The organism is Streptomyces sp. NPDC043952 (assembly GCF_056435325.1).
Map to the genome: position 1 here is coordinate 115,759 of NZ_JBWKES010000009.1, position 26,360 is coordinate 142,118.

Consider the following 26,360-nt stretch of genomic DNA (forward strand, 5'->3'; position numbering starts at 1 on the left):
GTTTCCCCGCCCTTCCCGGCGCCCGGCCCGCCCCCGGACATCACCGCCCGGCCACCTCCCGGAATCTCCTGCGCACCCCTGGCGTTACACGGGTACTCGGTCCCTGCGTTCCGCCTGCGGGCGATCCGCGGCGGCGGGATCGCTACCATGGGGTCTCCGGAGCCTGACCGGGGGACCCGGAACGCGCACGAGGAGCCCTCTTGCCAGACGAGGCCCAGCCACTGACCGCCGCCAAGCCCGAGCCCGCCTCGGCGCCCGCGGCCAAGCCCGCGCCGAACGTGTCGACCGCCACGAACGACACCCGCGGGGCGGTCGAGCATGCCCCGTCCGCGCCCGTCGAGAAGTCCGCGGAGTCCGCGCGCCCCAAACCGGCGACCCCCGCCGAGCGCCCGGCCCAGCCCCCCGTGGTGCGCCCGCCCGCCGTGCAGCCCGGCCGCTCCGGCTCCTCCAACCGCGTCCGCGCCCGCCTCGCCCGCCTCGGCGTCCAGCGCGCGAACCCGTACAACCCGGTCCTGGAGCCGCTGCTGCGGATAGTGCGCAGCAACGATCCGAAGATCGAGAACTCCACCCTCCGCCAGATCGAACGCGCCTACCAGGTCGCCGAGCGCTGGCACCGCGGCCAGAAGCGCAAGAGCGGCGACCCGTACATCACGCACCCGCTCGCGGTCACCACCATCCTCGCCGAGCTGGGCATGGACCCGGCCACGCTGATGGCGGGCCTGCTGCACGACACGGTCGAGGACACCGAGTACGGCCTGGAGGACCTGCGCCGCGACTTCGGCGACGTCGTCGCCCTCCTCGTCGACGGCGTCACCAAGCTCGACAAGGTCAAGTTCGGCGAGGCCGCGCAGGCCGAGACCGTGCGCAAGATGGTCGTCGCCATGGCCAAGGACCCCCGCGTCCTGGTCATCAAGCTCGCCGACCGCCTGCACAACATGCGCACCATGCGCTACCTCAAGCGCGAGAAGCAGGAGAAGAAGGCGCGCGAGACCCTGGAGATCTACGCGCCGCTCGCCCACCGCCTGGGCATGAACACCATCAAGTGGGAACTGGAGGACCTCGCCTTCGCGATCCTCTACCCCAAGATGTACGACGAGATCGTCCGCCTGGTGGCCGAACGGGCGCCCAAGCGCGACGAATACCTCGCCATAGTGACCGACGAGGTCCAGTCCGACCTGCGCGCCGCCCGTATCAAGGCGACCGTCACCGGCCGCCCGAAGCACTACTACAGCGTCTACCAGAAGATGATCGTCCGCGGCCGCGACTTCGCGGAGATCTACGACCTGGTGGGCATCCGCGTCCTGGTCGACACGGTCCGCGACTGCTACGCCGCCCTCGGCACCGTGCACGCGCGATGGAACCCGGTCCCCGGCCGGTTCAAGGACTACATCGCGATGCCCAAGTTCAACATGTACCAGTCGCTGCACACCACGGTGATCGGCCCCAACGGCAAGCCCGTCGAACTCCAGATCCGCACCTTCGACATGCACCGCCGCGCCGAGTACGGCATCGCCGCGCACTGGAAGTACAAGCAGGAGGCCGTCGCCGGCGCCTCCAAGGTGCGCACCGACGCGCCGAGGACGACCGGCAAGGACAAGGACGCCATCAACGACATGGCGTGGCTGCGGCAGTTGCTCGACTGGCAGAAGGAGACCGAGGACCCCGGCGAGTTCCTGGAGTCCCTGCGTTTCGACCTGTCGCGCAACGAGGTCTTCGTCTTCACGCCCAAGGGCGACGTCATAGCGCTCCCGGCCGGCGCCACCCCGGTGGACTTCGCCTACGCCGTGCACACCGAGGTCGGCCACCGCACCATAGGAGCGCGGGTCAACGGCCGCCTCGTACCGCTGGAATCCACCCTGGACAACGGCGACCTGGTGGAGGTCTTCACCTCCAAGGCGCCCGGCGCCGCGCCCTCCCGCGACTGGCTCGGCTTCGTCAAGTCGCCGCGGGCGCGCAACAAGATCCGCGCCTGGTTCTCCAAGGAGCGCCGGGACGAGGCGATCGAGCAGGGCAAGGACGCCATCGTGCGGGCCATGCGCAAGCAGAACCTGCCGATCCAGCGCATCCTCAACGGCGACTCCCTGATCACGCTCGCGCACGAGATGCGCTACTCGGACATCTCCGCCCTGTACGCGGCGATAGGCGAGGGCCATGTCTCCGCGCAGAACATCGTGCAGAAGCTGGTGCAGGCCCTCGGCGGCGAGGAGGCCGCCACCGAGGAGATCGACGAGTCGGTCCCGCCGTCCCGCGGCCGCCGCAAGCGCCGCTCCAGCGCCGACCCCGGCGTCGTGGTCAAGGGCGTCGACGACGTGTGGGTCAAGCTGGCCCGCTGCTGCACGCCCGTGCCCGGCGACCCGATCATCGGCTTCGTCACCCGCGGCAGCGGCGTCTCCGTGCACCGCAGCGACTGCCTCAACGTGGAGTCGCTGTCCCGCGAGCCCGAGCGCATCCTCGACGTCGAGTGGGCCCCGACCCAGTCCTCGGTCTTCCTGGTCGCCATCCAGGTGGAGGCCCTGGACCGCTCCCGGCTGCTCTCGGACGTCACCCGCGTGCTGTCCGACCAGCACGTCAACATCCTGTCGGCCGCCGTCCAGACCTCCCGCGACCGCGTCGCCACCTCCCGCTTCACCTTCGAAATGGGCGACCCCAAGCACCTCGGCCACGTCCTGAAGGCCGTGCGCGGTGTGGAGGGCGTGTACGACGTGTACCGCGTGACCTCGGGACGCACCCGGTCGTAACCACCGCGGCCACCGCGCCGTAAACCCGGAAAGGGCCCCGTACGCGCGTACGGGGCCCTTTCACACCGGCAACGGGGGAATCAGCCGCCGAACTCCTGGAGGCCCTTCAGAGCCTGGTCCAGAAGTGCCTGGCGGCCCTCCAGCTCCTTCTGGAGCTTGTCGGCCTTCGCGTTGTTGCCCTGGGCGCGGGCCTGCTCGATCTGCCCCCGGAGCTTGTCCACGGCGGCCTGGAGCTGGCCGGTCAGACCCTCGGCGCGCGCCCGCGCCTCCGGGTTCGTCCGGCGCCACTCGGCCTCCTCGGCCTCCTGGATCGCCCGCTCGACCGCGTGCATCCGGCCCTCGACCTTCGGGCGCGCGTCCCGCGGGACGTGACCGATGGCCTCCCAGCGCTCGTTGATCGAACGGAAGGCGGCACGCGCGGCCTTCAGATCGCCGATCGGCAGCAGCTTCTCGGCCTCCTCGGCCAGCTCCTCCTTGAGCTTCAGGTTCTCCGCCTGCTCCGCGTCCCGCTCGGCGAACACCGAGCTGCGGGCGGCGAAGAACACGTCCTGGGCGCCGCGGAAGCGGTTCCACAGGTCGTCCTCGTGCTCGCGCTGGGCACGCCCCGCGGCCTTCCACTCCGCCATCAGATCGCGGTAGCGGGCCGCCGTCGGACCCCAGTCCGTGGACCCGGACAGCGACTCGGCCTCGGCGACCAGCCGCTCCTTGATCCGGCGGGCGTCCTCGCGCTGCGCGTCCAGCTGCGCGAAGTGCGCCTTGCGGCGCTTGGAGAACGCCGACCGGGCGTGCGAGAAGCGGTGCCACAGCTCGTCGTCGGACTTGCGGTCCAGACGCGGCAGCCCCTTCCAGGTGTCCACCAGCGCCCGCAGCCGCTCACCCGCGGCCCGCCACTGGTCGGACTGCGCCAGCCGCTCCGCCTCGGCGACCAGGTCCTCCTTGGCCTTGCGGGCCTCGTCGGACTGCTTGGCCCGCTGGACCTTGCGCTCCTCGCGGCGCGCCTCGACCGTCTCCACGAGCTTGTCGAGGCGGCCACGCAGCGCGTCCAGATCGCCGACCGCGTGGTGCGCGTCCACCTGCTCGCGCAGATGGTCGATGGCGGCCTGGGCGTCCTTCGCCGACAGGTCGGTGGTCCGCACTCGCTTCTCGAGGAGGCCGATCTCGACAACCAGGCCCTCGTACTTGCGCTCGAAGTAGGCCAGCGCCTCCTCAGGGGAGCCGGCCGCCCAGGATCCGACGACCTGCTCGCCGTCGGCCGTACGCACGTACACGGTCCCCGTCTCGTCGACGCGGCCCCACGGGTCGCTGCTCACAGCGCCTCCTCCACATGATGCCTGCGGGGTGCCTCAGCGCCCCCGGACATCCACCACAGTTTCGTCACGGCCAACATAGGCGACCAGCGGGTTCCCTGTCCGCATCCAGCGCGACCGAAATTGCGCCGACGGCCCTGGCCGGCCTCAGGACTTGGTGACCGTCGCCTTGTTGATCACAACGGTCGCGTTCGGGGCACCGTCACCCTGCCCGGTGCTCTCGCCCGCCGCCGCGATCTTGTTCAGCACCTTCATGCCGGACGCGGAGATCGTGCCGAACGGCGTGTACTGGGGCGGCAGCGGGCTGTCCTTGTAGACCAGGAAGAACTGGCTGCCGCCGGTGTGCTTCTGGCCGGTGTTGGCCATCGCCACCGTGCCCGCCGGGTAGGTGTTCTTCTTCAGGCTGGCGTCCTTCAGGTTCTCGTCCGGCAGCGTGTAGCCGGGACCGCCCATGCCGGTGCCCTGCGGGTCGCCGCACTGGAGCACGTAGATGCCCTGCGTGGTCAGGCGGTGGCACTTGGTGTGGTCGAAGAAGCCCTTGCCCGCGAGGAAGTCGAAGGAGTTGACCGTGTGCGGGGCGGCCGACGTCTTCAGCGTGATCGGGATGTCACCGCACGTCGTGGCGAGGTTCATCGTGTACTTCGCCGACGTGTCGATCGTCATCGCCGGCTCCTTCTTCCAGCTGAGCTTCTTCACCGAGCCCGCCGCCGGCTTCTGGCACGGGTCCGGCGCCTTGCTCGGCTTGGTGGACGCGCTCGGCGTCGTCTTGGCACCGGCGTCGGTCTTCTTGCCGTCGCCGCTCAGCGCATGGGTCGTGTAGAGCACCACACTGCCGATCACGACCACGCCCACTACCGACGCGATCGCGGAGTTGCGCACGCGGGCCTTGCGCCGTGACTCGGTGCGTCGCTGCTGCTGCCGCAAGAACTTCTCCCGGGCGAGCTGACGCCGCCGCTGCTCCTGGCTGACCACCGGGTTTTCTCCTCATGCGTGTCGTGTGTCGAGCGGTACGCGTGCGTCCTCGTGGGCCGACCACTGCGTGTAGCCCCGTACCGTATATGGGTTCGCTGAGGAAACGGCAGCGCCGGTAGGCTCTGAGTGCGGCCGAGGCCGCCTTGTCACCGCCTGCCGACCGATGAAACGAAGGACGATCGTGCTGATTGCCGGGTTCCCCGCCGGGGCCTGGGGGACGAACTGCTATCTCGTCGCCCCCGCCGCCGGTGAGGAGTGCGTGATCATCGACCCCGGCCACCAGGCCGCCGAGGGAGTCGAGGAAGCGCTGAGGAAGCATCGGCTCAAGCCCGTCGCCGTCGTCCTCACCCATGGCCACATCGACCATGTGGCCTCGGTCGTCCCCGTGTGCGGCGCCCATGACGTGCCCGCCTGGATCCACCCCGCGGACCGCTACATGATGAGCGACCCGGAGAAGGCGCTCGGCCGCTCCATCGGCATGCCCCTCATGGGCGAGCTGACCGTGGGCGAGCCCGACGACGTCCGGGAGCTGGCCGACGGGGCGAAGCTGGACCTGGCCGGCCTGGAGTTCTCCGTCGCGCACGCGCCGGGCCATACCAAGGGGTCGGTGACCTTCCGGATGCCCGAGAGCGCCGACGTACCGTCGGTGTTCTTCTCCGGGGATCTGCTGTTCGCCGGCTCCATCGGACGCACCGACCTGCCGGGCGGCTCCATGGCGGACATGCTCGGGTCGCTGGCACGCGTGTGCCTGCCGCTCGACGACTCCACCGTGGTCCTGTCCGGCCACGGCCCCCAGACGACCATCGGCCGCGAGCGCGCCACCAACCCCTATCTGCGGGAAGTGGCCGCCGGCCAGGGAGCCCCCGCGGCTCCCCGACGAGGAATGTGACGAGAGAGCTTCCGTGAGCACCTTCCAGGCCCCCAAGGGCACCTACGACCTGATCCCGCCGGACTCCGCGACGTACCTGGCGGTCCGCGAGGCGATCGCCGCCCCGCTGCGCGGCTCCGGCTACGGCTACATCGAGACCCCCGGCTTCGAGAACGTCGAGCTGTTCGCGCGCGGTGTGGGCGAGTCCACCGACATCGTCACCAAGGAGATGTACGCCTTCGAGACCAAGGGCGGCGACAAGCTCGCCCTGCGCCCCGAGGGCACGGCCTCCGTGCTGCGCGCGGCCCTGGAGGCCAACCTGCACAAGACCGGCAACCTCCCGGTCAAGCTCTGGTACTCCGGCTCGTACTACCGCTACGAGCGCCCGCAGAAGGGCCGTTACCGCCACTTCTCCCAGGTCGGCGCCGAGGCGATCGGCGCGGAGGACCCGGCGCTGGACGCCGAGCTGATCATCCTGGCCGACCAGGCGTACCGCTCGCTGGGCCTGCGGAATTTCCGCATCCTGCTCAACAGCCTGGGCGACAAGGAGTGCCGGCCGGTGTACCGGGCCGCGCTCCAGGACTTCCTGCGCGGCCTCGACCTCGACGAGGACACGCTGCGGCGCGCCGAGATCAACCCGCTGCGCGTCCTGGACGACAAGCGCGAGTCGGTGCAGAAGCAGCTCACCGGCGCCCCGCTGCTGCGCGACTACCTGTGCGACGCCTGCAAGGCGTACCACGAGGAGGTCCGCGAGCTGATCACGGCGGCCGGCGTGGCCTTCGAGGACGACCCGAAGCTGGTCCGCGGCCTGGACTACTACACGCGCACCACCTTCGAGTTCGTGCACGACGGACTCGGCTCGCAGTCCGCGGTGGGCGGCGGCGGCCGGTACGACGGCCTGTCCGAGATGATCGGCGGTCCCGCGCTGCCCTCCGTCGGCTGGGCCCTCGGCGTCGACCGCACGGTCCTCGCGCTGGAGGCCGAGGGCGTGCGGCTGGACCTCCCGTCCACCACCTCGGTGTACGCCGTCCCGCTCGGCGAGGAGGCCCGCCGCGTGCTGTTCGCCAAGGTCACCGAGCTGCGCAAGGTGGGCATCGCGGCGGACTTCGCGTTCGGCGGCAAGGGGCTCAAGGGCGCGATGAAGAACGCCAACCGCTCGGGCGCCCGCTACACCCTCGTCGCCGGCGAGCGCGACCTGGCCGAGGGCGTCGTCCAGCTCAAGGACATGGAGTCCGGCGAGCAGACCGCGATCGGCGTCAACGAGATCGTGGCGGAACTGGAGTCGCGGCTCGGCTAGCGGCCGACAGCCGGCGTGCAGGGCGCCGGGGGCATCCCCGGCGCCCTGCTTCACTGCTCCAGCAGCCCGTGCCGCAGCGCGCTCGTGACCGCCGCCGTCCGGTCCGTCACGCCCAGCTTGCCGAAGATCCGCAGCAGATGCGTCTTCACCGTCGACTCGCCGATGTACAGCCGCCGTCCGATCTCGGCGTTGGTGCAGCCGTCGGCGACCAGGGCCAGGACCGCCCTCTCGCGGTCGGACAGCCGGGGGCGTTCCGGCTTGCTGCGCAACTGGTCGACCAGCCGGGCGGCGACGGAGGGGGCGAGGATCGTCTCGCCGCGCGCGGCGGCCCGTACCGCGTCGGCGAGTTCGCGGCGGGGGAGATCCTTGAGCAGATAGCCGGCCGCGCCCGCCTCCACGGCCCGCAGGATGTCCCGGTCCGTCTCGTACGTGGTGAGCACGATCACCCGGCACGGCAGTCCTGCCGCTGTCAGCCGCACGATGGAGTCGACCCCGTCGCCGCCCGGCATCCGCAGGTCCATCAGCACGATGTCCGGCCGCAGTGCGGCTGCCAGCGCCTCCGCCGCGGGCCCGCTCGCCGCGTCCCCGACCACGTCGAGGTCGGGCTCCGCGCTGAGCATCGCGCGCAGTCCCTCCCGTACGACAGGATGGTCGTCGGCCAGGACGATCCGGATCACGCGGTCTCACTCCTCACGGTGGATGCCACCCCGGCGGGCACGGGCAGTCGTACGCTCACGGTCGTACCGGCGCCGGGGGCGCTGCGCGCCGTCGCGGTGCCGCCCACCTCGGCGGCGCGGGCCCGCAGCCCCGCCAGACCGTATCCGCCCAGCGCGGCGGCGGGGTCGAAGCCCCGGCCGTCGTCGCGGACGAGGAGGGTGAGGGTCACGTCGGCGTAGTCGAGCCGTACCTCGACGGTGGCCGAACTCCCGGCGTGCTTACGGGCATTGGTGAGCGCTTCCTGGCAGGCGCGCAGGGCCACGACCTCGATGCCGGGGGAGAGAGGCCGCACCGGGCCGGTCACCTCAAGGGCCGCCGCGTGCCGGACGGCGAGGCGTTCCAGGGCGTCCGGGAGGCTGGCCCCGGCCAGATCGGCGGGGGCGCCACCGGCGACCAGGGCGCGGGCCTCGGCGAGGTTGCGGCGGGCCGTGTCCTCCATCAGCGCGAGATGGCGGCGGACCTGCGCGGGGTCGCCGTCGAGTTCCGCGTCCACGGCCTGGACCAGCATCAGCAGGCTGGTGAAGCCCTGGGCGAGGGTGTCGTGGATCTCCCGTGCCAGCCGTTCGCGCTCGGCGAGGGCGCCGTGGGCGACGGACAGCCGGGAGATCTCGTGCCGGCTCGCCTCCAACTCGGCGATCAGCCCGGCCCGTTCGGCGCTCTGCTCGATGATCCGCATGATCCAGCCGCCGATCACCAGCGAGAAGGCCAGGGTGACGACGGCGAACAGGGCGTTGGCGAACAGGTCCGGCCAGGCCGGCCGCCACAGCAGCGCCCAGCCGGAGACCGGCACCAGGTTGACGACGGTCACGCTGACCAGGGCCCAGCGCATCCGCAGCGCCATGAAGCACTGCGGGACCAGCGCGTAGGCCATCAGCCGGGACTGGTCGACCAGGACGGCGGCCGGCAGGAACAGGGCGATGGCCCCGGCCAGGTAGCACAGCGCGCGCCGCTCGTCGGGCGGGTCCTGCTGCAACAGCCGCCTGCCCACCGCCAGATACCAGGGCACGAGCGGCACCAGCAGTCCCGCGGCGACGGCCCGGACCGGCGCGGCCGGGCCCGGCGCGTCGAGCACGAAGGCGAGCGTGCCCGCCCAGGCCACGGCGAAGTACGCGTCCCAGAACCGGATCGTGCGGTCCCAGGCGTGCGTGTCCCCGGCCGTGGGCCGCGCGGCCCGTGCGCCGGTCATCCGTCGCGCCGGTTCTTCCACCGGAAGGTCAGCAGACACAGCGCCAATCCTCCGGCACACCACGCGGCCAGCACCAGCGCGATCCGCCCGAACTCCCAGCTCCCCGCCTGCTCCAGGACCCTGGCCGAGTCGGGCAGGAACACCCCGCGCAGCCCCTGGCACATCCACTTCAGCGGGAACAGGGCGCCGATGTCGAGCAGCCAATGCGGGATGGCGTCCACGGAGATGTAGACCCCGGAGACGAACTGGAGCACCAGGAAGGGCAGCACGACGACGGAGCCGGCGCTTTTCGCCGACTTCGGCACGGAGCTGATCGCGATGCCGAGCAGGGCGCAGGCGGTGAGGCCGAGCACGAAGATCCAGCAGAGGTTCAGCCAGCGCCCGGGGTCGGCGGGCAGATGGACGCCGTAGCAGAGCACCCCGACGGTGAGCAGGAGCGCGGTCTCCAGCAGGCCGGTGAACAGAACCATCCAGAGCTTGCCCAGGAAGTAGGCGGCCGGTGGCATCGGGGTGCCGCGCAGCCGGCGCAGCACCTTCTCGTCGCGTTCGACGGCGATGGAGATGCCGAGCGACTGGAAGCTGGTCGACATGATGCCGGAGGCGGTCATCGCGGGGACGTAGAGCTGGGAGGCGGTGACCCCGGAGTGGCCGACCCGCGCGTGGAAGATCGACGCGAACAGGAACAGGAGGACCACCGGGAAGGCGAAGGTGAACACCACCTGCTCGCGCAGCCGGAAGAACTGCCGGATCTCCAGGCCGCCGCGCAGCAGCCCGGTCCGCCAGGCGCCGGGCAGGGCGCCGGCCGTGTCGCGGGTGGCCGGTGGTGCGGCCGTCGTCGTGCTCATCGGGCGGCCTCCTGGCCGGTCAGCCGGAGGTAGACGTCCTCCAGGGTGGGGCGGGTGACGGTCAGGCCGGGGATCTCGCCGTCGAAGCGGTGCGTCAGGGCGGCGACGGTCCTGGTGGGGGTGGCGGTGCGTTCCGCGCGCGGTGTGCCGTCGGTGTCGGTCCAGGTGACGGTGGCGTCGGAGCCGTACCGTTCGCGCAATTCGGCCGGGGTGCCCTCGGCGACCGTCCGGCCACGGGCGACCACCGCCAGCCGGTGGGCCAGGTGCTCGGCCTCCTCCAGGTAGTGGGTGGTCAGCAGGATCGTGGTGCCCTCGTCGGCGAGCAGCCGGATCAGGTCCCAGAACCGGCGCCGGGCGGCCGGGTCGAAGCCGGTGGTGGGCTCGTCCAGGAGCAGCAGCTCGGGGCCGCCGATCACGCCGAGCGCCACGTCGAGGCGGCGGCGCTGGCCGCCGGACAGGCCCTTGACCCGGCTGTGCCTCTTCGCCTCCAGGCCGACCAGGCGGATGACCTCTTCGGGGTCGCGGGGGCGCGGGTAGTAGCGGGCGAAGTGCCGTACGGTCTCGGCGACCGTCAACTCCGCGGGTGCCGATTCGTCCTGCCAGACGATGCCGACCCGTGACCGCCAGGCGCGGCCGCCCTTCGCCGGATCCGCGCCGAGCACCGAGACCTCGCCCGCGTCCCGTGACCGGTTGCCCTGGAGGATCTCCACCGTGGTGCTCTTGCCCGCGCCATTGGGTCCGAGCAGGCCGAACACCTCGCCGCGCCGGATGCCGAGATCCAGGCCGTCCACCGCGGTCACGTCCCCGTACTGCTTGCGCAGCCCCCGTACGTTCACCGCGAATTCGTTCGCGTGTGCTGTCATGGCCTTGATGTTCCGGCCAAAACCGTGCGGTCCGTGACCACCGGGCGGACTTCCTTATGTCCATCGAACGGTGGACACACACAGGGGTGCGGCACAATGGCCGGTGCCCGAAGATGGTCCAACTCTCAAGTGACGGAATCGGCGTGATGAGCAAGACGACAGTCAACGACGTCTCCGCGGTGTCCGGTCCCGACCGCACCGCCGACGGCCGCTCGGTGGGCGGCAGCCGCGCCTTCGCCCTGCTTCTGGTCATCACCGGCGCGGCCGGACTGCTGGCCGCCTGGGTGATCACGCTCGACAAGTTCAAGATCCTCGAGTACAAGGTCGCGGGCAAGACCTTCACCCCCGGTTGCAGCATGAACCCGGTGGTCTCCTGCGGCAGCGTGATGGAGAGCAAGCAGGCCGCCGCCTTCGGCTTCCCCAACCCGATGCTCGGTCTCGTCTGCTACGGCATCGTGATCTGCGTCGGCATGAGCCTGCTGGCCCACGCCCGCTTCCCGCGCTGGTACTGGCTGACCTTCAACTTCGGCTGCCTCTTCGGCGTCTGCTTCGTCACCTGGCTCCAGTTCCAGTCCCTGTACCGGATCAACGCGCTGTGCCTGTGGTGCTCGCTGGCCTGGGTCGCCACGATCACCATGTTCTGGTACGTCACCTCGTTCAACGTCCGCAACGCCTTCCTGCCCGCCCCGCGCTGGCTGCGCTCCTTGTTCGGCGAGTTCACCTGGGTGCTGCCGGTCACCCACTGCGGCATCATCGCCATGCTGATCCTGACCCGCTGGGGCAGCGCCCTCTGGGCCTGACCCGGCCCGCCCACCGCCTTCGGCCCGGTCCCGGCAAGGGGCCGGGCCGCATTGTCAGTGCCGTGTCTTAGGGTTTCAGCGTGGAACCCGACCTCTTCACCGCCGCAGCCGAGGAACGCCAGGAGAAGGACCCGGCGGCCAGTCCCCTGGCGGTGCGCATGCGCCCGCGCACCCTGGACGAGGTCGTGGGCCAGCAGCACCTGCTCAGGCCCGGCTCACCGCTGCGCCGCCTGGTCGGCGAGGGCTCCGGCGGCCCCGCCGGACCGTCCTCGGTGATCCTGTGGGGCCCTCCCGGCACCGGCAAGACCACCCTCGCGTACGTGGTCTCCAAGGCCACCAACAAGCGCTTCGTGGAGCTGTCCGCGATCACCGCGGGCGTCAAGGAGGTGCGCGCGGTCATCGACGGCGCCCGCCGCGCCACCGGCGGCTTCGGCACCGAGACCGTCCTCTTCCTGGACGAGATCCACCGCTTCAGCAAGGCCCAGCAGGATTCCCTGCTCCCCGCGGTCGAGAACCGCTGGGTGACCCTGATCGCGGCCACCACCGAGAACCCCTACTTCTCCGTGATCTCCCCGCTGCTGTCCCGCTCCCTGCTGCTCACCCTCGAACCCCTCACCGACGACGACATCCGCGGCCTGCTCCGCCGCGCCCTGACCGCCGAGCGCGGCCTGAAGGGCGCGGTCACCCTCCCCGAGGACACCGAGGAGCACTTGCTGCGTATCGCGGGCGGCGACGCCCGGCGCGCCCTGACCGCCCTGGAGGCCGCCGCCGGCGCCGCCCTCGACCAAGGCGAGAGCGAGATCTCCCTGGCCACGCTGGAGCAGACCGTGGACCGGGCGGCGGTGAAGTACGACCGCGACGGCGACCAGCACTACGACGTCGCCAGCGCCCTCATCAAGTCCATCCGCGGCTCCGACGTGGACGCCGCCCTGCACTACCTCGCCCGCATGATCGAGGCCGGCGAGGACCCCCGGTTCATCGCCCGGCGGCTGATGATCTCCGCCAGCGAGGACATCGGCCTGGCCGACCCGAACGCGCTGCCCATCGCGGTCGCCGCCGCCCAGGCCGTCGCCATGATCGGCTTCCCCGAGGCGGCCCTCACCCTCAGCCACGCCACCATCGCCCTCGCGCTCGCCCCCAAGTCCAACTCCGCGACGACCGCGATAGGCGCCGCCCTGGAGGACGTCCGCAAGGGCCTGGCCGGCGCCGTCCCGCCGCATCTGCGCGACGGCCACTACAAGGGCGCCGCCAAACTCGGCCACGCGCAGGGGTACGTGTATCCGCACGACCTGCCCGAGGGCATCGCCGAGCAGCAGTACGCCCCGGACGCGATCAAGGACCGCGAGTACTACGCCCCGACCCGGCACGGCGCCGAGGCGCGCTACGCGGACGCGGTCGACTGGACCCGCAAGCACCTCGGTCGCAGGCGGTCCTGAGCAGCCTGTAGACTGCTGCGAAGCGCCCAGTCCCGTGCCGTCAGAGCGGGACAGCGGGCCGGAGACCCCGTCCTCCGGGACGGACTCCAGGAGCGTCGCGCACCGTCGAACGGTGTCGCGGGCAGCCCACCACCACCCGGAGCCCCGGAGCGGTCGGTGGGCCACTCGCGTGCTGCACGTATGTGCCCAGACCAGGGAAGCGGCTGCCCAGCGGGTCCCAGGACCGGCGGGTCTTCCCGGCTGCGGATGCGACCTCCCGAAACATCTGGCAAGCCGAACACTACGAAACGAGATTGAGACAGTGGCGAACCAGTCCCGCCCCAAGGTCAAGAAGTCGCGTGCCCTCGGTATCGCGCTGACCCCGAAGGCCGTCAAGTACTTCGAGGCCCGCCCCTACCCGCCGGGTGAGCACGGCCGCGGCCGCAAGCAGAACTCGGACTACAAGGTCCGTCTGCTGGAGAAGCAGCGCCTGCGCGCGCAGTACGACGTGTCCGAGCGCCAGCTCGTCCGCGCCTACGAGCGTGCCTCCAAGGTTCAGGGCAAGACCGGTGAGGCCCTGATCATCGAGCTGGAGCGCCGCCTCGACGCGCTGGTCCTGCGTTCGGGCCTGGCCCGCACGATCTACCAGGCCCGCCAGATGGTCGTCCACGGCCACATCCAGGTCAACGGCCAGAAGGTCGACAAGCCGTCCTTCCGTGTCCGTCCGGACGACGTCGTGCAGGTCCGCGACCGCTCCAAGGACAAGACGCTGTTCCAGATCGCCCGTGAGGGTGGCTTCGCCGCGGACGGCGAGACCCCGCGCTACCTCCAGGTGAACCTCAAGGCCCTGGCGTTCCGCCTGGACCGCGAGCCGAACCGCAAGGAGATCCCGGTGATCTGCGACGAGCAGCTCGTCGTCGAGTACTACGCCCGCTGATCCCAGCCCCGGCGCAGCACCGCACTCCGGCCCGCCGTCTCCCGCCCGCGAGGGCAGGGGGCGGCGGGTCCGCGTTTCCGGGCCCGCGCGACGCGCGACGCGACCAGGCCGCGCCGCGCACACCCCCACCGGACCGTTCGCGCCCCCTGCCGGACCTACCGGTCCTTCCCCGCCTCGCGCCCCCCGCCCGTCCGCACCGCGTCCCGCCGCTCCGCCCCGCGCGGAGCCGGCACTGCGGCCCGTACCCCCGGCGCGCCCAGCGCCCGGCGCACCGCCGCCTCCCGGTCCAGACGCCCCCCGCGCCGGACGCACTCCTCGTACCGGGCATCGCCGAGCGCGCCGCGGGCGGCCGACTCGCACTGCGCGTGCGGCGCGTTGTAGTGCGCCGAACCGAACAGGGGCAGCCCCACCGAGGGCCACAGCCGGGCGGCCGCGCCCTGGAGGACGGCCGCCTCGGCGTGATCGCCCTCGGTCGCCGTCACCAGCGCGAGCAGTTCCAGGGCCAGGACCGAGCCGAGCAGATCGTCGAAGGCGTGCGCGTGGCCCAGGCACTCGGTCAGCAGCTCCCGCGCCCGCGCCGGGGCGCCCTCCCGCCAGGCCGCGTACGCCAGGACGTACAGCGCGTACGACCGCGCCCAGCGCTCCCCGTGCTCCTCACACACCCGGCGCACGTCCTCGCACAGCCCCACCGCCTCCGGCAGATCCCCCTGGAAGGCCCGCGCCATCGCCAGCTCGACCCGCCCCATCAGCACATTGCTGTTCAGCTCGCCCAGCTCCCGGTAGCGCGCCAGCGCCGAGCGCAGCAGCGTTTCTGCACGCGGCAGATCGTCCGTGACCAGCGCCAGACAGCCGGTGCGGTGCTCCGCGTACGCCAGCGCCAGCGCGTCCCCCGACCGCCGCGCCCGCTCCCGGCACCCGCGCAGCACCCGGAGCGCCGGCCCGCTGTCGCCCTGGAGCACCGCCACATAGCCGAGCACCCACAGCGCCTTCAGCCGGGACCGCTCGTAACCCGACTCCAGCGCCAGGCTCCGCTCCAGCCAGCGCCGCCCCTCCGCCAGCCGCCCGCAGCCCACCCAGCAGAACCACAGCGACCCCGCCAGGTACTGCCCCAGATGCGCCTCCGCGGGCTCGGTGAGGCAGAACTCCAGCGCGGCCCGCAGGCTGGGCAGCTCCACCGCCACCCGCGCGGCCACCTCCCGCTGCCGGGGCGAGAACCACTCCAGCTCGCACCAGGTCGCCAGGCCCAGGTACCAGTCCCGGTGCCGCCGCCGCAGCCGCGCCGCGTCCCCGGTCGCCTCCAGCCAGCCGGCGCCGTAGGCCCGCACGGAGTCCAGCATCCGGTAGCGCACACCCGCCCCGGTCTCCTCGCGGGCGATCACCGACTGGGCCAGCAGCTCCGAGAGCACGTCCAGGATGTCCGCCTCGGGGAGCCCGTCCCCGCTGCACACGTATTCGACCGCCTCCAGGTCGAAGCTCCCCGCGAACACCGTCAGCCGCGCCCACAGCAGCCGCTCGGGCCCGGTGCACAGCTCATGGCTCCAGCCGATCGCCGTGCGCAGCGTCCGGTGCCGGGGCAGCACACCGCGCCCGCCGCCGGTCAGCAGCCGGAACCGGTCGTCGAGGCGGTCCAGCAACTGCGCGGGGGACAGGGCCCGCAGCCGCGCCGCCGCCAGCTCCAGCGCCAGCGGGATGCCGTCCAGCCGGCGGCACAGCTCCCGCACCTCGGGGCCGTCGGACACCGTGATCCCGTGCTCCCCGGCCCGCTCGACGAGCAGCTCGGCCGCCTCGTCAGCGCCGAGCGGCGCCAGCGGGAACAGCCGCTCGCCCGCGAGGCCCAGCGGGCGCCGGCCCACCGCCAGCACCCGCAGTTCGGGCAGCTTGCGCAGCAGGTGCGCGACCAGCTCGGCGGTGGCCGCCACCAGATGCTCGAACCCGTCGAGGACCAGCAGCAGCGGGCGCCCGGCCAGTTGCTCCGGCACGGTCTCGCGCGGCGGCCGGGTGGTGTGGTCGGTCAGCCCGAGGGCCTCCGCCACCGCGTACTCCACGGACTCCCCGTCGTGCACGGACGCCAGCTCCACCCAGCCGTAGGCGGTCTCCCAGCCGGCGGCGACGCGCGCGGCCAGCCGGGACTTGCCCACTCCGCCGGCCCCGGTCACCGTCACCAGGCGGGCCGACCGCAGCGCCGCGGCGAGCTCCGCCGCCTGCGCCGTCCGTCCGACGAATCCGGTCAGTTCAAAGGGCGGCTCGCCATCGGCGAAAGATTCTGGGCACTGAGGACCTCGCATGGGACACGGAGCGTACTGAACCGTGTTCATTCCGTACAATCGCTTCCTGTAACTCCACCGTTTCCGCCGGTAATCCGGTACGGAGCGTCCGCCCCGGCGCGATAGGCTCGGGACACGACTTTTCCGATGCTCAGGCACGTTTCAGGGAGCGGGTGCGCACAGTGTCCGGTGGCGAGGTGGCCGGAATCCTGGTGGCCGTCTTCTGGGCGATCCTGGTCTCCTTCCTCGCGGTGGCTCTCGCGAGGGTGGCCCAGACGCTCAAGGCGACCACCAAGCTCGTGGCGGACGTGACCGACCAGGCCGTCCCGCTGCTCGCGGACGCCTCCCGGGCGGTGCGCTCCGCGCAGACCCAGATCGACCGGGTCGACGCGATCGCCAGCGACGTCCAGGAGGTCACCTCCAACGCCTCCGCCCTGTCCACCACCGTCGCCTCCACCTTCGGCGGCCCGCTGGTCAAGGTCGCGGCCTTCGGCTACGGCGTCCGCAGGGCGCTCGGCGGCCGCAAGGAGGAGGACGTGGCCGGGACATCGGACCGGCGTACCGTGATCGTGGGCCGCACGGTCCCCGCCGCACGACGCAAGCGCAACCTCCGCGGGAAGAGGGACTGAGAGCGAGCCATGTTCCGTCGTACCTTCTGGTTCACCACCGGTGTCGCCGCCGGCGTCTGGGCCACCACCAAGGTCAACCGCAAGCTGAGGCAGCTGACTCCCGAGAGCCTGGCCGCCACCGCGGCCAACAAGGCCCTGGAGACCGGGCAGCGCCTGAAGGACCGCGCGGTCGGCTTCGCGCTCGACGTCCGCGACAACATGGCCCAGCGGGAGGACGAGCTCCAGGAGGCCCTCGGCATCCAGGGCGACGCGCTCCCGGCCCCCCGGCGGCTCACCGCCATCGAGTACGCCCCGAACACCAACCGCACCAACCCGAAGTACATCGAATCCCCGATGCACTCGTACAACCGGAATGAGGACCACTGATGGAGTCGGCCGAGATTCGCCGCCGCTGGCTGAGCTTCTTCGAGGAGCGCGGGCACACCGTCGTCCCTTCGGCGTCGCTCATCGCGGACGACCCGACTCTGCTCCTCGTCCCCGCCGGCATGGTGCCCTTCAAGCCCTACTTCCTGGGTGAGGTCAAGCCGCCCTTCCAGCGCGCCACCAGCGTGCAGAAGTGCGTGCGCACCCCCGACATCGAAGAGGTCGGCAAGACCACCCGCCACGGCACGTTCTTCCAGATGTGCGGCAACTTCTCCTTCGGCGACTACTTCAAGGAAGGCGCCATCAAGTACGCCTGGGAGCTGCTCACCAGCGACCGGGACAAGGGCGGTTACGGCCTCGACCCCGAGCGCCTGTGGATCACCGTCTACCAGGACGACGACGAGGCCGAGCAGATCTGGCACGAGGTCGTCGGCGTGCCCAAGGAGCGCATCCAGCGCCTGGGCAAGAAGGACAACTTCTGGTCCATGGGGGTCCCCGGCCCCTGCGGACCCTGCTCCGAGATCAACTACGACCGCGGCCCCGAGTTCGGCGCCGAGGGCGGCCCGGCCGTCAACGACGAGCGGTACGTGGAGATCTGGAACCTCGTCTTCATGCAGTACGAGCGGGGCGAGGGCACCGGCAAGGACGACTTCGAGATCCTCGGCGACCTGCCCAGCAAGAACATCGACACCGGCCTCGGCCTCGAACGTCTCGCCATGATCCTGCAGGGCGTGCAGAACATGTACGAGATCGACACCTCGATGGCCGTCATCGAGAAGGCCACCGAGCTGACCGGCGTCCGCTACGGCGACGCCCACGACTCGGACGTCTCCCTGCGCGTGGTCACCGACCACATGCGCACCTCCGTGATGCTCATCGGCGACGGCGTCACTCCGGGCAACGAGGGCCGCGGCTACGTGCTGCGCCGCATCATGCGCCGCGCCATCCGCAACATGCGGCTCCTCGGCGCCACGGGTCCGGTCGTCAAGGACCTGATCGACACCGTGATCGCCATGATGGGCCAGCAGTACCCGGAGCTGATCACCGACCGCGAGCGCATCGAGAAGGTCGCCCTCGCCGAGGAGAACGCCTTCCTGAAGACGCTGAAGGCCGGCACCAACATCCTGGACACCGCCGTCACCGAGACCAAGCAGTCCGGTGGCCGCGTGCTGTCCGGTGAGAAGGCCTTCCTGCTCCACGACACCTGGGGCTTCCCGATCGACCTCACCCTGGAGATGGCCGCCGAGCAGGGCCTGTCCGTGGACGAGGAGGGCTTCCGCCGCCTGATGAAGGAGCAGCGGGAGCGCGCCAAGGCCGACGCCCAGGCCAAGAAGACCGGCCACGCCGACCTCGGCGCCTACCGTGAGATCGCCGACAGCGCCGGTGCCACCGACTTCATCGGCTACACCGACACCGAGGGCGAGTCCACCATCGTGGGCCTGCTGGTCGACGGCGTCTCCTCCCCGGCCGCCTCCGAGGGCGACGAGGTCGAGGTCGTCCTGGACCGCACCCCGTTCTACGCCGAGGGCGGCGGCCAGATCGGCGACACCGGCCGGATCAGGGTCGACTCCGGTGCCGTGATCGAGATCCGCGACTGCCAGAAGCCGGTTCCGGGTGTCTATGTGCACAAGGGCGTCGTCCAGGTCGGCGAGGTGACGGTCGGCGCCAAGGCCCACGCCGCCATCGACAACCGCCGCCGCAAGGCCATCGCCCGCGCCCACTCGGCCACCCACCTCACCCACCAGGCCCTGCGCGACGCCCTCGGCCCGACGGCCGCCCAGGCCGGTTCCGAGAACCAGCCCGGCCGCTTCCGCTTCGACTTCGGCTCGCCGTCCGCCGTGCCGACGGCCGTGATGACCGACGTCGAGCAGAAGATCAACGAGGTCCTCGCCCGCGATCTCGACGTGCACGCCGAGGTCATGGGCATCGACGAGGCCAAGAAGCAGGGTGCCATCGCCGAGTTCGGCGAGAAGTACGGCGAGCGGGTCCGGGTGGTGACCATCGGCGACTTCTCCAAGGAGCTGTGCGGCGGCACCCATGTGCACAACACCGCCCAGCTGGGCCTGGTGAAGCTGCTCGGCGAGTCCTCCATCGGCTCCGGTGTGCGCCGTATCGAGGCCCTGGTCGGCGTGGACGCCTACAACTTCCTCGCCCGTGAGCACACAGTCGTCAACCAGCTGACCGAACTGCTCAAGGGCCGCTCCGAGGAGCTGCCGGAGAAGGTCTCCGCGATGCTCGGCAAGCTGAAGGACGCCGAGAAGGAGATCGAGAAGTTCCGCGCCGAGAAGGTGCTCCAGGCCGCCGGCGGTCTCGCCGACTCGGCCAAGGACGTGCGGGGCATCGCCCTGGTCACCGGGCAGGTGCCGGACGGCACCACGCCGGACGACCTGCGCAAGCTGGTCCTCGACGTGCGCGGCCGTATCCAGGGCGGCCGGCCCGCCGTGGTCGCCCTGTTCACGGTGAACAACGGCAAGCCGCTGACGGTCATCGCCACCAACGAGGCCGCCCGCGAGCGTGGTCTGAAGGCCGGTGACCTGGTGCGCACGGCCGCCAAGACCCTCGGCGGCGGCGGTGGCGGCAAGCCGGACGTGGCCCAGGGCGGCGGTCAGAACCCGGCCGCCGTCGGCGAGGCCGTCGAGGCCGTCGAGCGCCTTGTCGCCGAGACCGCCAAGTGACAGCGGCCGAGACCGCCAAGTGATAGCCGAGTAAGGAAACGGTCGGAAATGCGCAGAGGACGTCGGCTTTCGATCGACGTCGGGGACGCCCGGATCGGGGTCGCCTCGTGCGACCCCGATGGGATCCTCGCCACACCGGTGGAGACGGTCCCCGGCCGGGACATCCCCGCCGCCCACCGCCGGTTGCGTCAACTGGTGGCGGAGTATGAGCCGATCGAGGTAGTCGTCGGTCTCCCTCGCTCCCTCAAGGGGGGCGAGGGCCCGGCCGCCGTCAAGGTCCGCGCGTTCACCCAGGAACTCGCCAAGGGCATCAAGCCGGTGCCGGTCCGCCTCGTGGACGAGCGGATGACGACCGTGACGGCCACCCAGGGCCTGCGGGCCTCGGGTGTGAAGTCCAAGAAGGGCCGGGCCGTCATCGATCAGGCCGCCGCTGTGATCATCCTCCAGCAGGCACTCGAATCCGAACGGGTGTCAGGTAAGCCACCCGGCGAGGGCGTCGAAGTGGTCATCTGATCGCGATACGGTAACGTTCCGCGCGATGCGGCGGCGTTCGAACAGCCGCCGCACAGCAAGAGGCGGAGCGGAAGCCGGCCCCCGGCCGCGTGACCGTCGGCCTCGCGGCTCTAGGGGATCGATGACCGAGTATGGCCGGGGCCCGGGCTCCGAACCGTGGCATCCGCAGGACCCGTTGTACGGGGACGGCGGATGGGAAGGGCAGCAGGCGTACGCCGCGCACCAGGCTGCCTACGGCGGCCCGTCGCAGCAGCAGTACCCGCAGCAGCCGCAGCAGTACGGCGGCGACTGGTCGCAGGACCGGCAGCACGGGTACGACGGTCAGCAGTACCCGGACTACGGCAACCAGGGTCATCCCCAGTACGACCCCCAGTACCAGGGCCAGTACCCGCAGCAGCCGGAGCACCCCGGTCACCAGGGCTCCGGCCACCAGGGCGGCTGGGACGCGACCGGCACCCACGGCCAGGTGCCCTACGCGGCCGACCCCGGCGACCCCTACGGGCAGCAGCCCGTGGCGTACGGCGCCGAGCAGCCCGACCTCTACGGCACCGAGGACGCCTACCCGCCGCCGGAGCCCCCCGGCCGCAGACGGCCCGAGGCCGAACCCGAGCCGGACGCGCCCGCCGGTGACGAGGAGGAGCACGCCTTCTTCGCGGGCGGCGGCGATGACGACGAGGACGGCGAGGAGTACGAGCGGGCCGGCCGCCGGGAGCGGCGCGGCGGCAAGGGCCGAAAACCCGTCAAGAGCAAGAAACGGCGCACCGGCTGCGCCTGCATGGTCGTCGTCCTGGTCTTCGGCGGCGGCCTCGGCGGGGTCGGCTACTACGGCTACAAGTTCTACCAAAATCGTTTCGCCCCGGCCCCGGACTACGCGGGCGACGGCACCGGCGAGACGGTGACCGTCGAGATCCCCAAGGGCGCCGGCGGCTGGGACATCGGGCGGCGGCTGAAGGAGGCCGGCGTCGTCAAGAGCGCCGAGGCCTTCGTACACGCCCAGGGCACCACACCGGGCGGCGACTCGATCCAGGCCGGCGCCTATCTCCTGAAAAAGGAGATGTCCGCCGCGAGCGCGGTGCGGATGATGCTGGACCCGAAGAGTCAGAACAATGTGATGGTGCGGCCGGGCGAGCGCAATGCCGGTGTCTACCAGGACATCGACAAGAAACTCGAACTGGCCTCCGGAACGACCCAGAAGGTCGCCGCGAAGGAATACCGGACCTTCGGCCTGCCGGCCTGGGTGTCGACGAACAGCGATATCAAGGACCCGCTGGAAGGCTTCCTCTTCCCGGGCAGCTACGCGGCCGCCAAGGGCATGAAGCCGGACGCGATTCTCAAGCAGATGGTGGCCCAGGCCAAGGAGCGGTACGCCGCCTACGGCCTGGACGCGAAGGCCAAGTCTCTCGGCCTGCACGACGCGTTCGAGCTGGTCACGGTCGCGAGCCTGGTCCAGGCCGAGGGCAAGACGCACGAGGACTTCCGCAAGATGGCCGAGGTGGTCTACAACCGCCTGAAGCCCACCAACACCGAGACGAACCAGCTGCTCCAGTTCGACTCGACGTACAACTACGCCAAGGGCACCAGCAACATCCATATCTCCGAGAAGGAGATCAACAGCAACCAGAGCCCGTACAACACGTACACGCACAAGGGCCTGCCGCCCGGTCCGATCGGAAACCCCGGCGAGGACGCGCTCAAGGCGGCGCTGAATCCGACCCACGACGGCTGGATCTATTTCGTGGCGACCGACGGTACGACGAATACCGAATTCGCCAAGACCTACGAAGAATTCAAGCAGCTCAAGGACAAGTTCAATGCCACCTCGGGCAACTGACGCCCGCCGGGCCGCCGTGCTCGGAAAGCCCATCGCCCACTCGCTCTCCCCGGTGCTGCACCGGGCCGCCTACGCCGAACTCGGGCTCACCGGCTGGTCGTACGACCGGTTCGAGGTCGACGAGGCGGGCCTGCCCGGCTTCTTCGAGAAGCTCGGGCCCGAGTGGGCGGGGCTGTCGCTGACCATGCCGCTGAAGCGGGCGGTCATCGAGCTGCTGGACGAGGTCAGCGAGACCGCCGCCTCGGTGGACGCGGTCAACACCGTCGTGTTCGACGCGGACGGCCGTACACGCGGGGACAACACCGACATCCCCGGCATGGTGGCCGCGCTGCGCGAACACGGCATCGAACAGGTCGAGTCCGCCGCGATCCTCGGCGCTGGCGCCACCGCCTCCTCCGCCCTCGCCGCCCTGTCCCGCGTCTGCACCGGGGAGGTCGTCGCCTATGTGCGCAGCGAGCCCCGCGCCGCCGAGATGCGCCAGTGGGGCCGCCGCCTGGACGTGGACGTCCGTACGGCGGACTGGTCGGACGCCGCCGAGGCCCTGCGCGCCCCGCTGGTGATCGCCACCACCCCGGCCGGCACCACCGACGCCCTCGCCGCCGCCGTGCCCGAGCGTCCCGCCACCCTCTTCGACGTGCTCTACGAGCCCTGGCCCACCGAGCTGGCGGCCCGCTGGTCCATGTACGGCGGGGCCGTGGTCGGCGGGCTCGACCTGCTGGTCCACCAGGCCGTCCTCCAGGTCGAGCAGATGACGGGACGCGCCCCGGCACCGCTGGAGGCCATGCGCCGGGCCGGAGAAGCGGCGCTCGCCGCCCGCTGACCCGCCGTACCGGCACCCGCCGGCCAAGCCTGCCGCACCCGCCGGTCGTCCCGCCCCGCGTCCGCCGGTCGTCCCGCTCCGCGTCCGCCGGTCGTCCCGCCCCGATGCCGTCGGTCGGCCCGCGCCGCGCCCGCCGGCCGGGCCTGCCCCCACCGCCGATCGGCCTGCGCCGCCCGTCGGTCGGGCCGCGCGGTGTCCGCTGGCTGGGCCTGCCCCCACCGCCGGCCGGGCCTGCCGCGCCCGCCGGTCGGCCCGCGCCGTGCCCGCCGGTCGTCCACGGTCCCGTCCGCTTGCTGGACCGGGCACGGGACACCCGCCCCGGACGTGGGAGGATCGGACATGGCGGGCCGGGGTCGCGCATCCGGTCACGTCGTCGGCGCCCGCACGAACGCGTGGGCCGGGCAGTACCGGGCGCGAACACTGAGGAGCACCGTTGAGCAGGCTGCGTTGGCTGACCGCGGGGGAGTCCCACGGTCCCGCACTTGTGGCGACGCTGGAGGGCCTTCCCGCCGGCGTACCGATCACCACGGAGATGGTGGCGGACCACCTCGCGCGGCGGCGGCTCGGCTATGGCCGCGGTGCGCGGATGAAGTTCGAGCGGGACGAGGTCACCTTTCTGGGCGGCGTCCGGCACGGACTGACCCTCGGCTCGCCCGTCGCGATCATGGTCGGCAACACCGAGTGGCCGAAGTGGGAGCAGGTCATGTCGGCCGACCCGGTCGACGCCGAGATCCTCGACGGGCTCGCCCGCAACGCGCCGCTGACCCGGCCCCGGCCCGGCCACGCCGACCTGGCGGGCATGCAGAAGTACGGCTTCGACGAGGCCCGCCCGATCCTGGAGCGCGCCTCCGCCCGCGAGACGGCAGCGCGGGTGGCGCTGGGCGCGGTGGCCCGGTCGTACCTGAAGGAGACGGCCGGGATCGAGATCGTCTCCCATGTGGTCGAGCTGTGCTCGGTGAAGGCCCCGGCCGGGGTGTACCCGACGCCGGCCGATGTGGAGAAGCTGGACGCGGACCCGCTGCGCTGCCTGGACGCAGACGCGTCGAGGGCGATGGTCGAGGAGGTCGACCGGGCCCACAAGGACGGCGACACGCTGGGCGGTGTGGTCGAGGTGCTGGCCTACGGCGTGCCGGTCGGTCTGGGCTCGCATGTGCACTGGGACCGCAAGCTGGACGCGCGACTCGCCGGTGCCCTGATGGGCATCCAGGCGATCAAGGGCGTGGAGATCGGTGACGGCTTCGAGCTGGCGCGGGTGCCGGGCTCGCAGGCGCACGACGAGATCGTGGGCACCCCGGAGGGCATCCGGCGGGTCTCCGGCCGCGCGGGCGGCACCGAGGGCGGTCTGTCCACCGGTGAGCTGCTGCGGGTGCGGGCCGCGATGAAGCCGATCGCGACGGTGCCGCGCGCGCTGCGCACCGTGGACGTGACCACCGGCGAGGCCGCGCAGGCCCACCACCAGCGCTCCGACGTCTCCGCGGTGCCGGCCGCGGGCATCGTGGCCGAGGCGATGGTCGCGCTGGTGCTGGCCGACGCGGTCGCGGAGAAGTTCGGCGGCGACTCGGTGGCCGAGACGCGCCGGAACGTGCGGTCGTACCTCGACAACCTGCGGATCCGATGAGCGGGCCGCGTCTGGTCCTCGTCGGCCCGATGGGCGTCGGCAAGTCCACCGTGGGCCGGCTGCTGGCCGAGCGGCTGGGCACCGGCTACCGGGACACCGACGACGACATCGTGGCCGCCCAGGGCCGGGAGATCTCCGAGATCTTCGTGGACGAGGGCGAGGAGCACTTCCGGGCGCTGGAGAAGGCGGCCGTGGCCACCGCGCTCGCCGATCACGAGGGCGTCCTCGCGCTCGGCGGCGGCGCGGTCCTCGACGCGGACACCCGCGCCCTGCTCGCCGGGCACCCGGTGGTCTACCTCTCCATGGACGTGGAGGAGGCGGCGCGGCGCACCGGTCTGAACGTGGCCCGCCCGCTGCTCGCGGTCAACCCGCGCAAGCAGTGGCGCGAGCTGATGGAGGCGCGGCGCCACTTGTACGAGGAGGTCGCCACCGCCGTCGTACCGACGGACGGCCGCACCCCCGAAGAGGTCGCGCAAGCGGCGCTGGACGCACTGGAGTTGAAGAAGGCATGAGCGAGGCAGTCACCCGGATCCAGGTCGCGGGCACCGCGGGCACCGACCCGTACGAGGTGCTGGTCGGCCGCCGACTCCTGGGCGAACTGGCGGGGTTGATCGGCCCCAAGGCCAAGCGGGTGGCCGTGGTCCACCCCGAGGCGCTGGCCGAGACCGGGGACGCGCTCCGCGCCGACCTGGCCGAGCAGGGCTACGAGGCGATCGCCATCCAGGTGCCCAACGCCGAGGAGGCCAAGACCGCCGAGGTCGCCGCCTACTGCTGGAAGGCGCTCGGCCAGTCCCACTTCACCCGCACCGATGTCATCGTCGGCGTGGGCGGCGGCGCGACCACCGACCTCGCCGGGTTCGTGGCCGCGACCTGGCTGCGCGGGGTGCGCTGGATCGCCGTACCGACCACCGTGCTCGCCATGGTGGACGCGGCGGTCGGTGGCAAGACCGGCATCAACACCGCCGAGGGCAAGAACCTGGTGGGCGCCTTCCACCCGCCGGCCGGCGTGCTGTGCGACCTGGCCGCGCTGGACTCCCTGCCGGTCAACGACTACGTCTCCGGGCTCGCCGAGATCATCAAGGCCGGTTTCATCGCCGACCCGGTGATCCTCGATCTGATCGAGGCCGACCCCGAAGCCGCGCGCGGTCCGCGGGGCCCGCACACGGCCGAGCTGATCGAACGCTCGATCCGGGTGAAGGCCGAGGTCGTCTCCTCGGACCTGAAGGAGTCGGGCCGCCGGGAGATCCTCAACTACGGCCACACGCTCGGGCACGCCATCGAGAAGAACGAGCGCTACAAGTGGCGGCACGGCGCCGCGGTCGCGGTCGGCATGCACTTCGCCGCCGAACTGGGCCGTCTCGCGGGCCGGTTGGACGACGCGACGGCCGACCGCCACCGCGCGATCCTCGAATCCGTCGGCCTGCCGCTGCACTACCGCTACGACCAGTGGCCCAAGCTGGTCGAGAACATGAAGGTCGACAAGAAGTCCCGCGGCGATCTGCTGCGCTTCATCGTCCTGGACGGGCTGGCCAAGCCGACCGTCCTGGAGGGCCCCGACCCGGCCGTCCTGCTGGCCGCCTACGGGGAAGTCGGCGAGTAGCCCCGCCGTTCTCGCAGGCCGCGCCGGCTTTCCCGGCGCACCGGGCACTTCGGGCCGCCCCCGGCCGTTTCACCGAACGACGGCCGGGGACGGTACCGTTCG

The 26,360-nt window shown here is 71.6% G+C and carries 22 protein-coding genes; 15 read left to right on the forward strand and 7 right to left on the reverse strand.

The genetic code is table 11. The annotated features are described in order from the left end of the window. Nucleotides 1–200 precede the first annotated feature (200 nt). Nucleotides 201–2,738 (forward strand): RelA/SpoT family protein, encoded by a 2,538-nt coding sequence (locus AC069R_RS13405; RefSeq protein WP_478766963.1) that lies wholly within the window; start codon nt 201–203, stop codon nt 2,736–2,738. A gap of 80 nt (nt 2,739–2,818) precedes the next feature. Here the strand turns inward: AC069R_RS13405 and AC069R_RS13410 are convergent, their stop codons facing one another. Both AC069R_RS13410 and AC069R_RS13415 read right to left on the reverse strand, forming a co-directional pair. After that, nucleotides 2,819–4,048 carry a DUF349 domain-containing protein gene (locus tag AC069R_RS13410; protein WP_478766964.1) on the reverse strand — a complete coding sequence of 410 codons (1,230 nt, stop codon included), beginning with the start codon at nt 4,046–4,048 and terminating at the stop codon, nt 2,819–2,821. Nucleotides 4,049–4,192: 144 nt separating this feature from the next. Further along, complete coding sequence (locus tag AC069R_RS13415) at nt 4,193–5,017, reverse strand: peptidylprolyl isomerase (protein ID WP_478766965.1); 825 nt, start codon at nt 5,015–5,017, stop codon at nt 4,193–4,195. Nucleotides 5,018–5,198: 181 nt separating this feature from the next. Between AC069R_RS13415 and AC069R_RS13420 the strand changes: the two genes are divergently transcribed. Both AC069R_RS13420 and hisS read left to right on the forward strand, forming a co-directional pair. Further along, the gene (locus AC069R_RS13420; protein ID WP_478766966.1) at nt 5,199–5,906 is read left to right on the forward strand and encodes an MBL fold metallo-hydrolase; all 708 of its coding nucleotides are present in this window, start codon (nt 5,199–5,201) and stop codon (nt 5,904–5,906) included. Between the two features lie 13 nt (nt 5,907–5,919). After that, nucleotides 5,920–7,182, forward strand: coding sequence for a histidine--tRNA ligase (gene hisS, locus AC069R_RS13425; RefSeq protein ID WP_397986902.1), 1,263 nt, complete (start codon nt 5,920–5,922; stop codon nt 7,180–7,182). Between the two features lie 50 nt (nt 7,183–7,232). Here hisS and AC069R_RS13430 read toward each other — a convergent pair whose 3' ends face one another. Genes AC069R_RS13430 through AC069R_RS13445 form a run of 4 tightly spaced genes read right to left on the reverse strand, consistent with a single transcriptional unit; the run spans nt 7,233 to nt 10,793 of the window. Next, nucleotides 7,233–7,859 carry a response regulator gene (locus AC069R_RS13430; protein ID WP_478766967.1) on the reverse strand — a complete coding sequence of 209 codons (627 nt, stop codon included), beginning with the start codon at nt 7,857–7,859 and terminating at the stop codon, nt 7,233–7,235. Continuing rightward, nucleotides 7,856–9,085, reverse strand: a complete 1,230-nt coding sequence (locus AC069R_RS13435; RefSeq protein ID WP_478766968.1) for a sensor histidine kinase — start codon at nt 9,083–9,085, stop codon at nt 7,856–7,858. Before AC069R_RS13435 ends, AC069R_RS13430 begins: the two co-directional genes overlap by 4 nt. Beyond that, complete coding sequence (locus tag AC069R_RS13440) at nt 9,082–9,930, reverse strand: ABC transporter permease (RefSeq protein WP_478766969.1); 849 nt, start codon at nt 9,928–9,930, stop codon at nt 9,082–9,084. Before AC069R_RS13440 ends, AC069R_RS13435 begins: the two co-directional genes overlap by 4 nt. Beyond that, nucleotides 9,927–10,793 (reverse strand): ABC transporter ATP-binding protein, encoded by an 867-nt coding sequence (locus tag AC069R_RS13445; RefSeq protein ID WP_478766970.1) that lies wholly within the window; start codon nt 10,791–10,793, stop codon nt 9,927–9,929. Before AC069R_RS13445 ends, AC069R_RS13440 begins: the two co-directional genes overlap by 4 nt. Before the next feature lie 146 nt (nt 10,794–10,939). On the opposite strand from AC069R_RS13445, the gene AC069R_RS13450 reads away from it, so the two are divergent. The 3 genes from AC069R_RS13450 (at nt 10,940) to rpsD (ending at nt 13,945) form a co-directional block, all read left to right on the forward strand. Beyond that, nucleotides 10,940–11,593, forward strand: a complete 654-nt coding sequence (locus AC069R_RS13450; RefSeq protein WP_478766971.1) for a vitamin K epoxide reductase family protein — start codon at nt 10,940–10,942, stop codon at nt 11,591–11,593. An 80-nt stretch (nt 11,594–11,673) separates the two neighbouring features. Further along, on the forward strand, nt 11,674–13,029 hold the full coding sequence (locus AC069R_RS13455; RefSeq protein ID WP_478766972.1) for a replication-associated recombination protein A: 1,356 nt from the start codon (nt 11,674–11,676) through the stop codon (nt 13,027–13,029). 301 nt (nt 13,030–13,330) lie between these two features. After that, nucleotides 13,331–13,945, forward strand: a complete 615-nt coding sequence (gene rpsD / locus AC069R_RS13460; protein WP_366668402.1) for a 30S ribosomal protein S4 — start codon at nt 13,331–13,333, stop codon at nt 13,943–13,945. 155 nt (nt 13,946–14,100) lie between these two features. On the opposite strand, the gene AC069R_RS13465 is transcribed toward rpsD, so the two are convergent. After that, nucleotides 14,101–16,230, reverse strand: coding sequence for an ATP-binding protein (locus AC069R_RS13465; protein WP_478766973.1), 2,130 nt, complete (start codon nt 16,228–16,230; stop codon nt 14,101–14,103). A gap of 161 nt (nt 16,231–16,391) precedes the next feature. Here AC069R_RS13465 and AC069R_RS13470 point away from each other — a divergent pair, with 161 nt between their 5' ends. From AC069R_RS13470 to aroB, 9 genes are all read left to right on the forward strand, one after another. Continuing rightward, nucleotides 16,392–16,838, forward strand: coding sequence for a DUF948 domain-containing protein (locus tag AC069R_RS13470; RefSeq protein WP_478767076.1), 447 nt, complete (start codon nt 16,392–16,394; stop codon nt 16,836–16,838). Between the two features lie 9 nt (nt 16,839–16,847). Further along, nucleotides 16,848–17,204: a hypothetical protein gene (locus AC069R_RS13475; RefSeq protein WP_397986906.1), complete on the forward strand. Its 357-nt coding sequence runs from the start codon at nt 16,848–16,850 to the stop codon at nt 17,202–17,204. Then, nucleotides 17,204–19,876: an alanine--tRNA ligase gene (gene alaS, locus AC069R_RS13480; RefSeq protein ID WP_478766974.1), complete on the forward strand. Its 2,673-nt coding sequence runs from the start codon at nt 17,204–17,206 to the stop codon at nt 19,874–19,876. Before AC069R_RS13475 ends, alaS begins: the two co-directional genes overlap by 1 nt. Before the next feature lie 48 nt (nt 19,877–19,924). Next, nucleotides 19,925–20,389, forward strand: coding sequence for a Holliday junction resolvase RuvX (ruvX, locus tag AC069R_RS13485; protein WP_397986908.1), 465 nt, complete (start codon nt 19,925–19,927; stop codon nt 20,387–20,389). 121 nt (nt 20,390–20,510) lie between these two features. Continuing rightward, nucleotides 20,511–22,220, forward strand: a complete 1,710-nt coding sequence (mltG, locus tag AC069R_RS13490) for an endolytic transglycosylase MltG (RefSeq protein WP_478766975.1) — start codon at nt 20,511–20,513, stop codon at nt 22,218–22,220. Beyond that, entirely contained in the window at nt 22,201–23,040 is an 840-nt protein-coding gene (locus tag AC069R_RS13495; protein ID WP_478766976.1) for a shikimate dehydrogenase, read from the forward strand. Before mltG ends, AC069R_RS13495 begins: the two co-directional genes overlap by 20 nt. 433 nt (nt 23,041–23,473) lie before the next feature. Further along, nucleotides 23,474–24,658 carry a chorismate synthase gene (aroC, locus tag AC069R_RS13500; RefSeq protein WP_478766977.1) on the forward strand — a complete coding sequence of 395 codons (1,185 nt, stop codon included), beginning with the start codon at nt 23,474–23,476 and terminating at the stop codon, nt 24,656–24,658. Then, on the forward strand, nt 24,655–25,170 hold the full coding sequence (locus tag AC069R_RS13505) for a shikimate kinase (protein ID WP_478766978.1): 516 nt from the start codon (nt 24,655–24,657) through the stop codon (nt 25,168–25,170). The genes aroC and AC069R_RS13505 overlap by 4 nt, the downstream gene beginning before the upstream one ends. After that, the gene (gene aroB / locus AC069R_RS13510) at nt 25,167–26,258 is read left to right on the forward strand and encodes a 3-dehydroquinate synthase (protein WP_478766979.1); all 1,092 of its coding nucleotides are present in this window, start codon (nt 25,167–25,169) and stop codon (nt 26,256–26,258) included. Before AC069R_RS13505 ends, aroB begins: the two co-directional genes overlap by 4 nt. Nucleotides 26,259–26,360 lie beyond the last annotated feature (102 nt).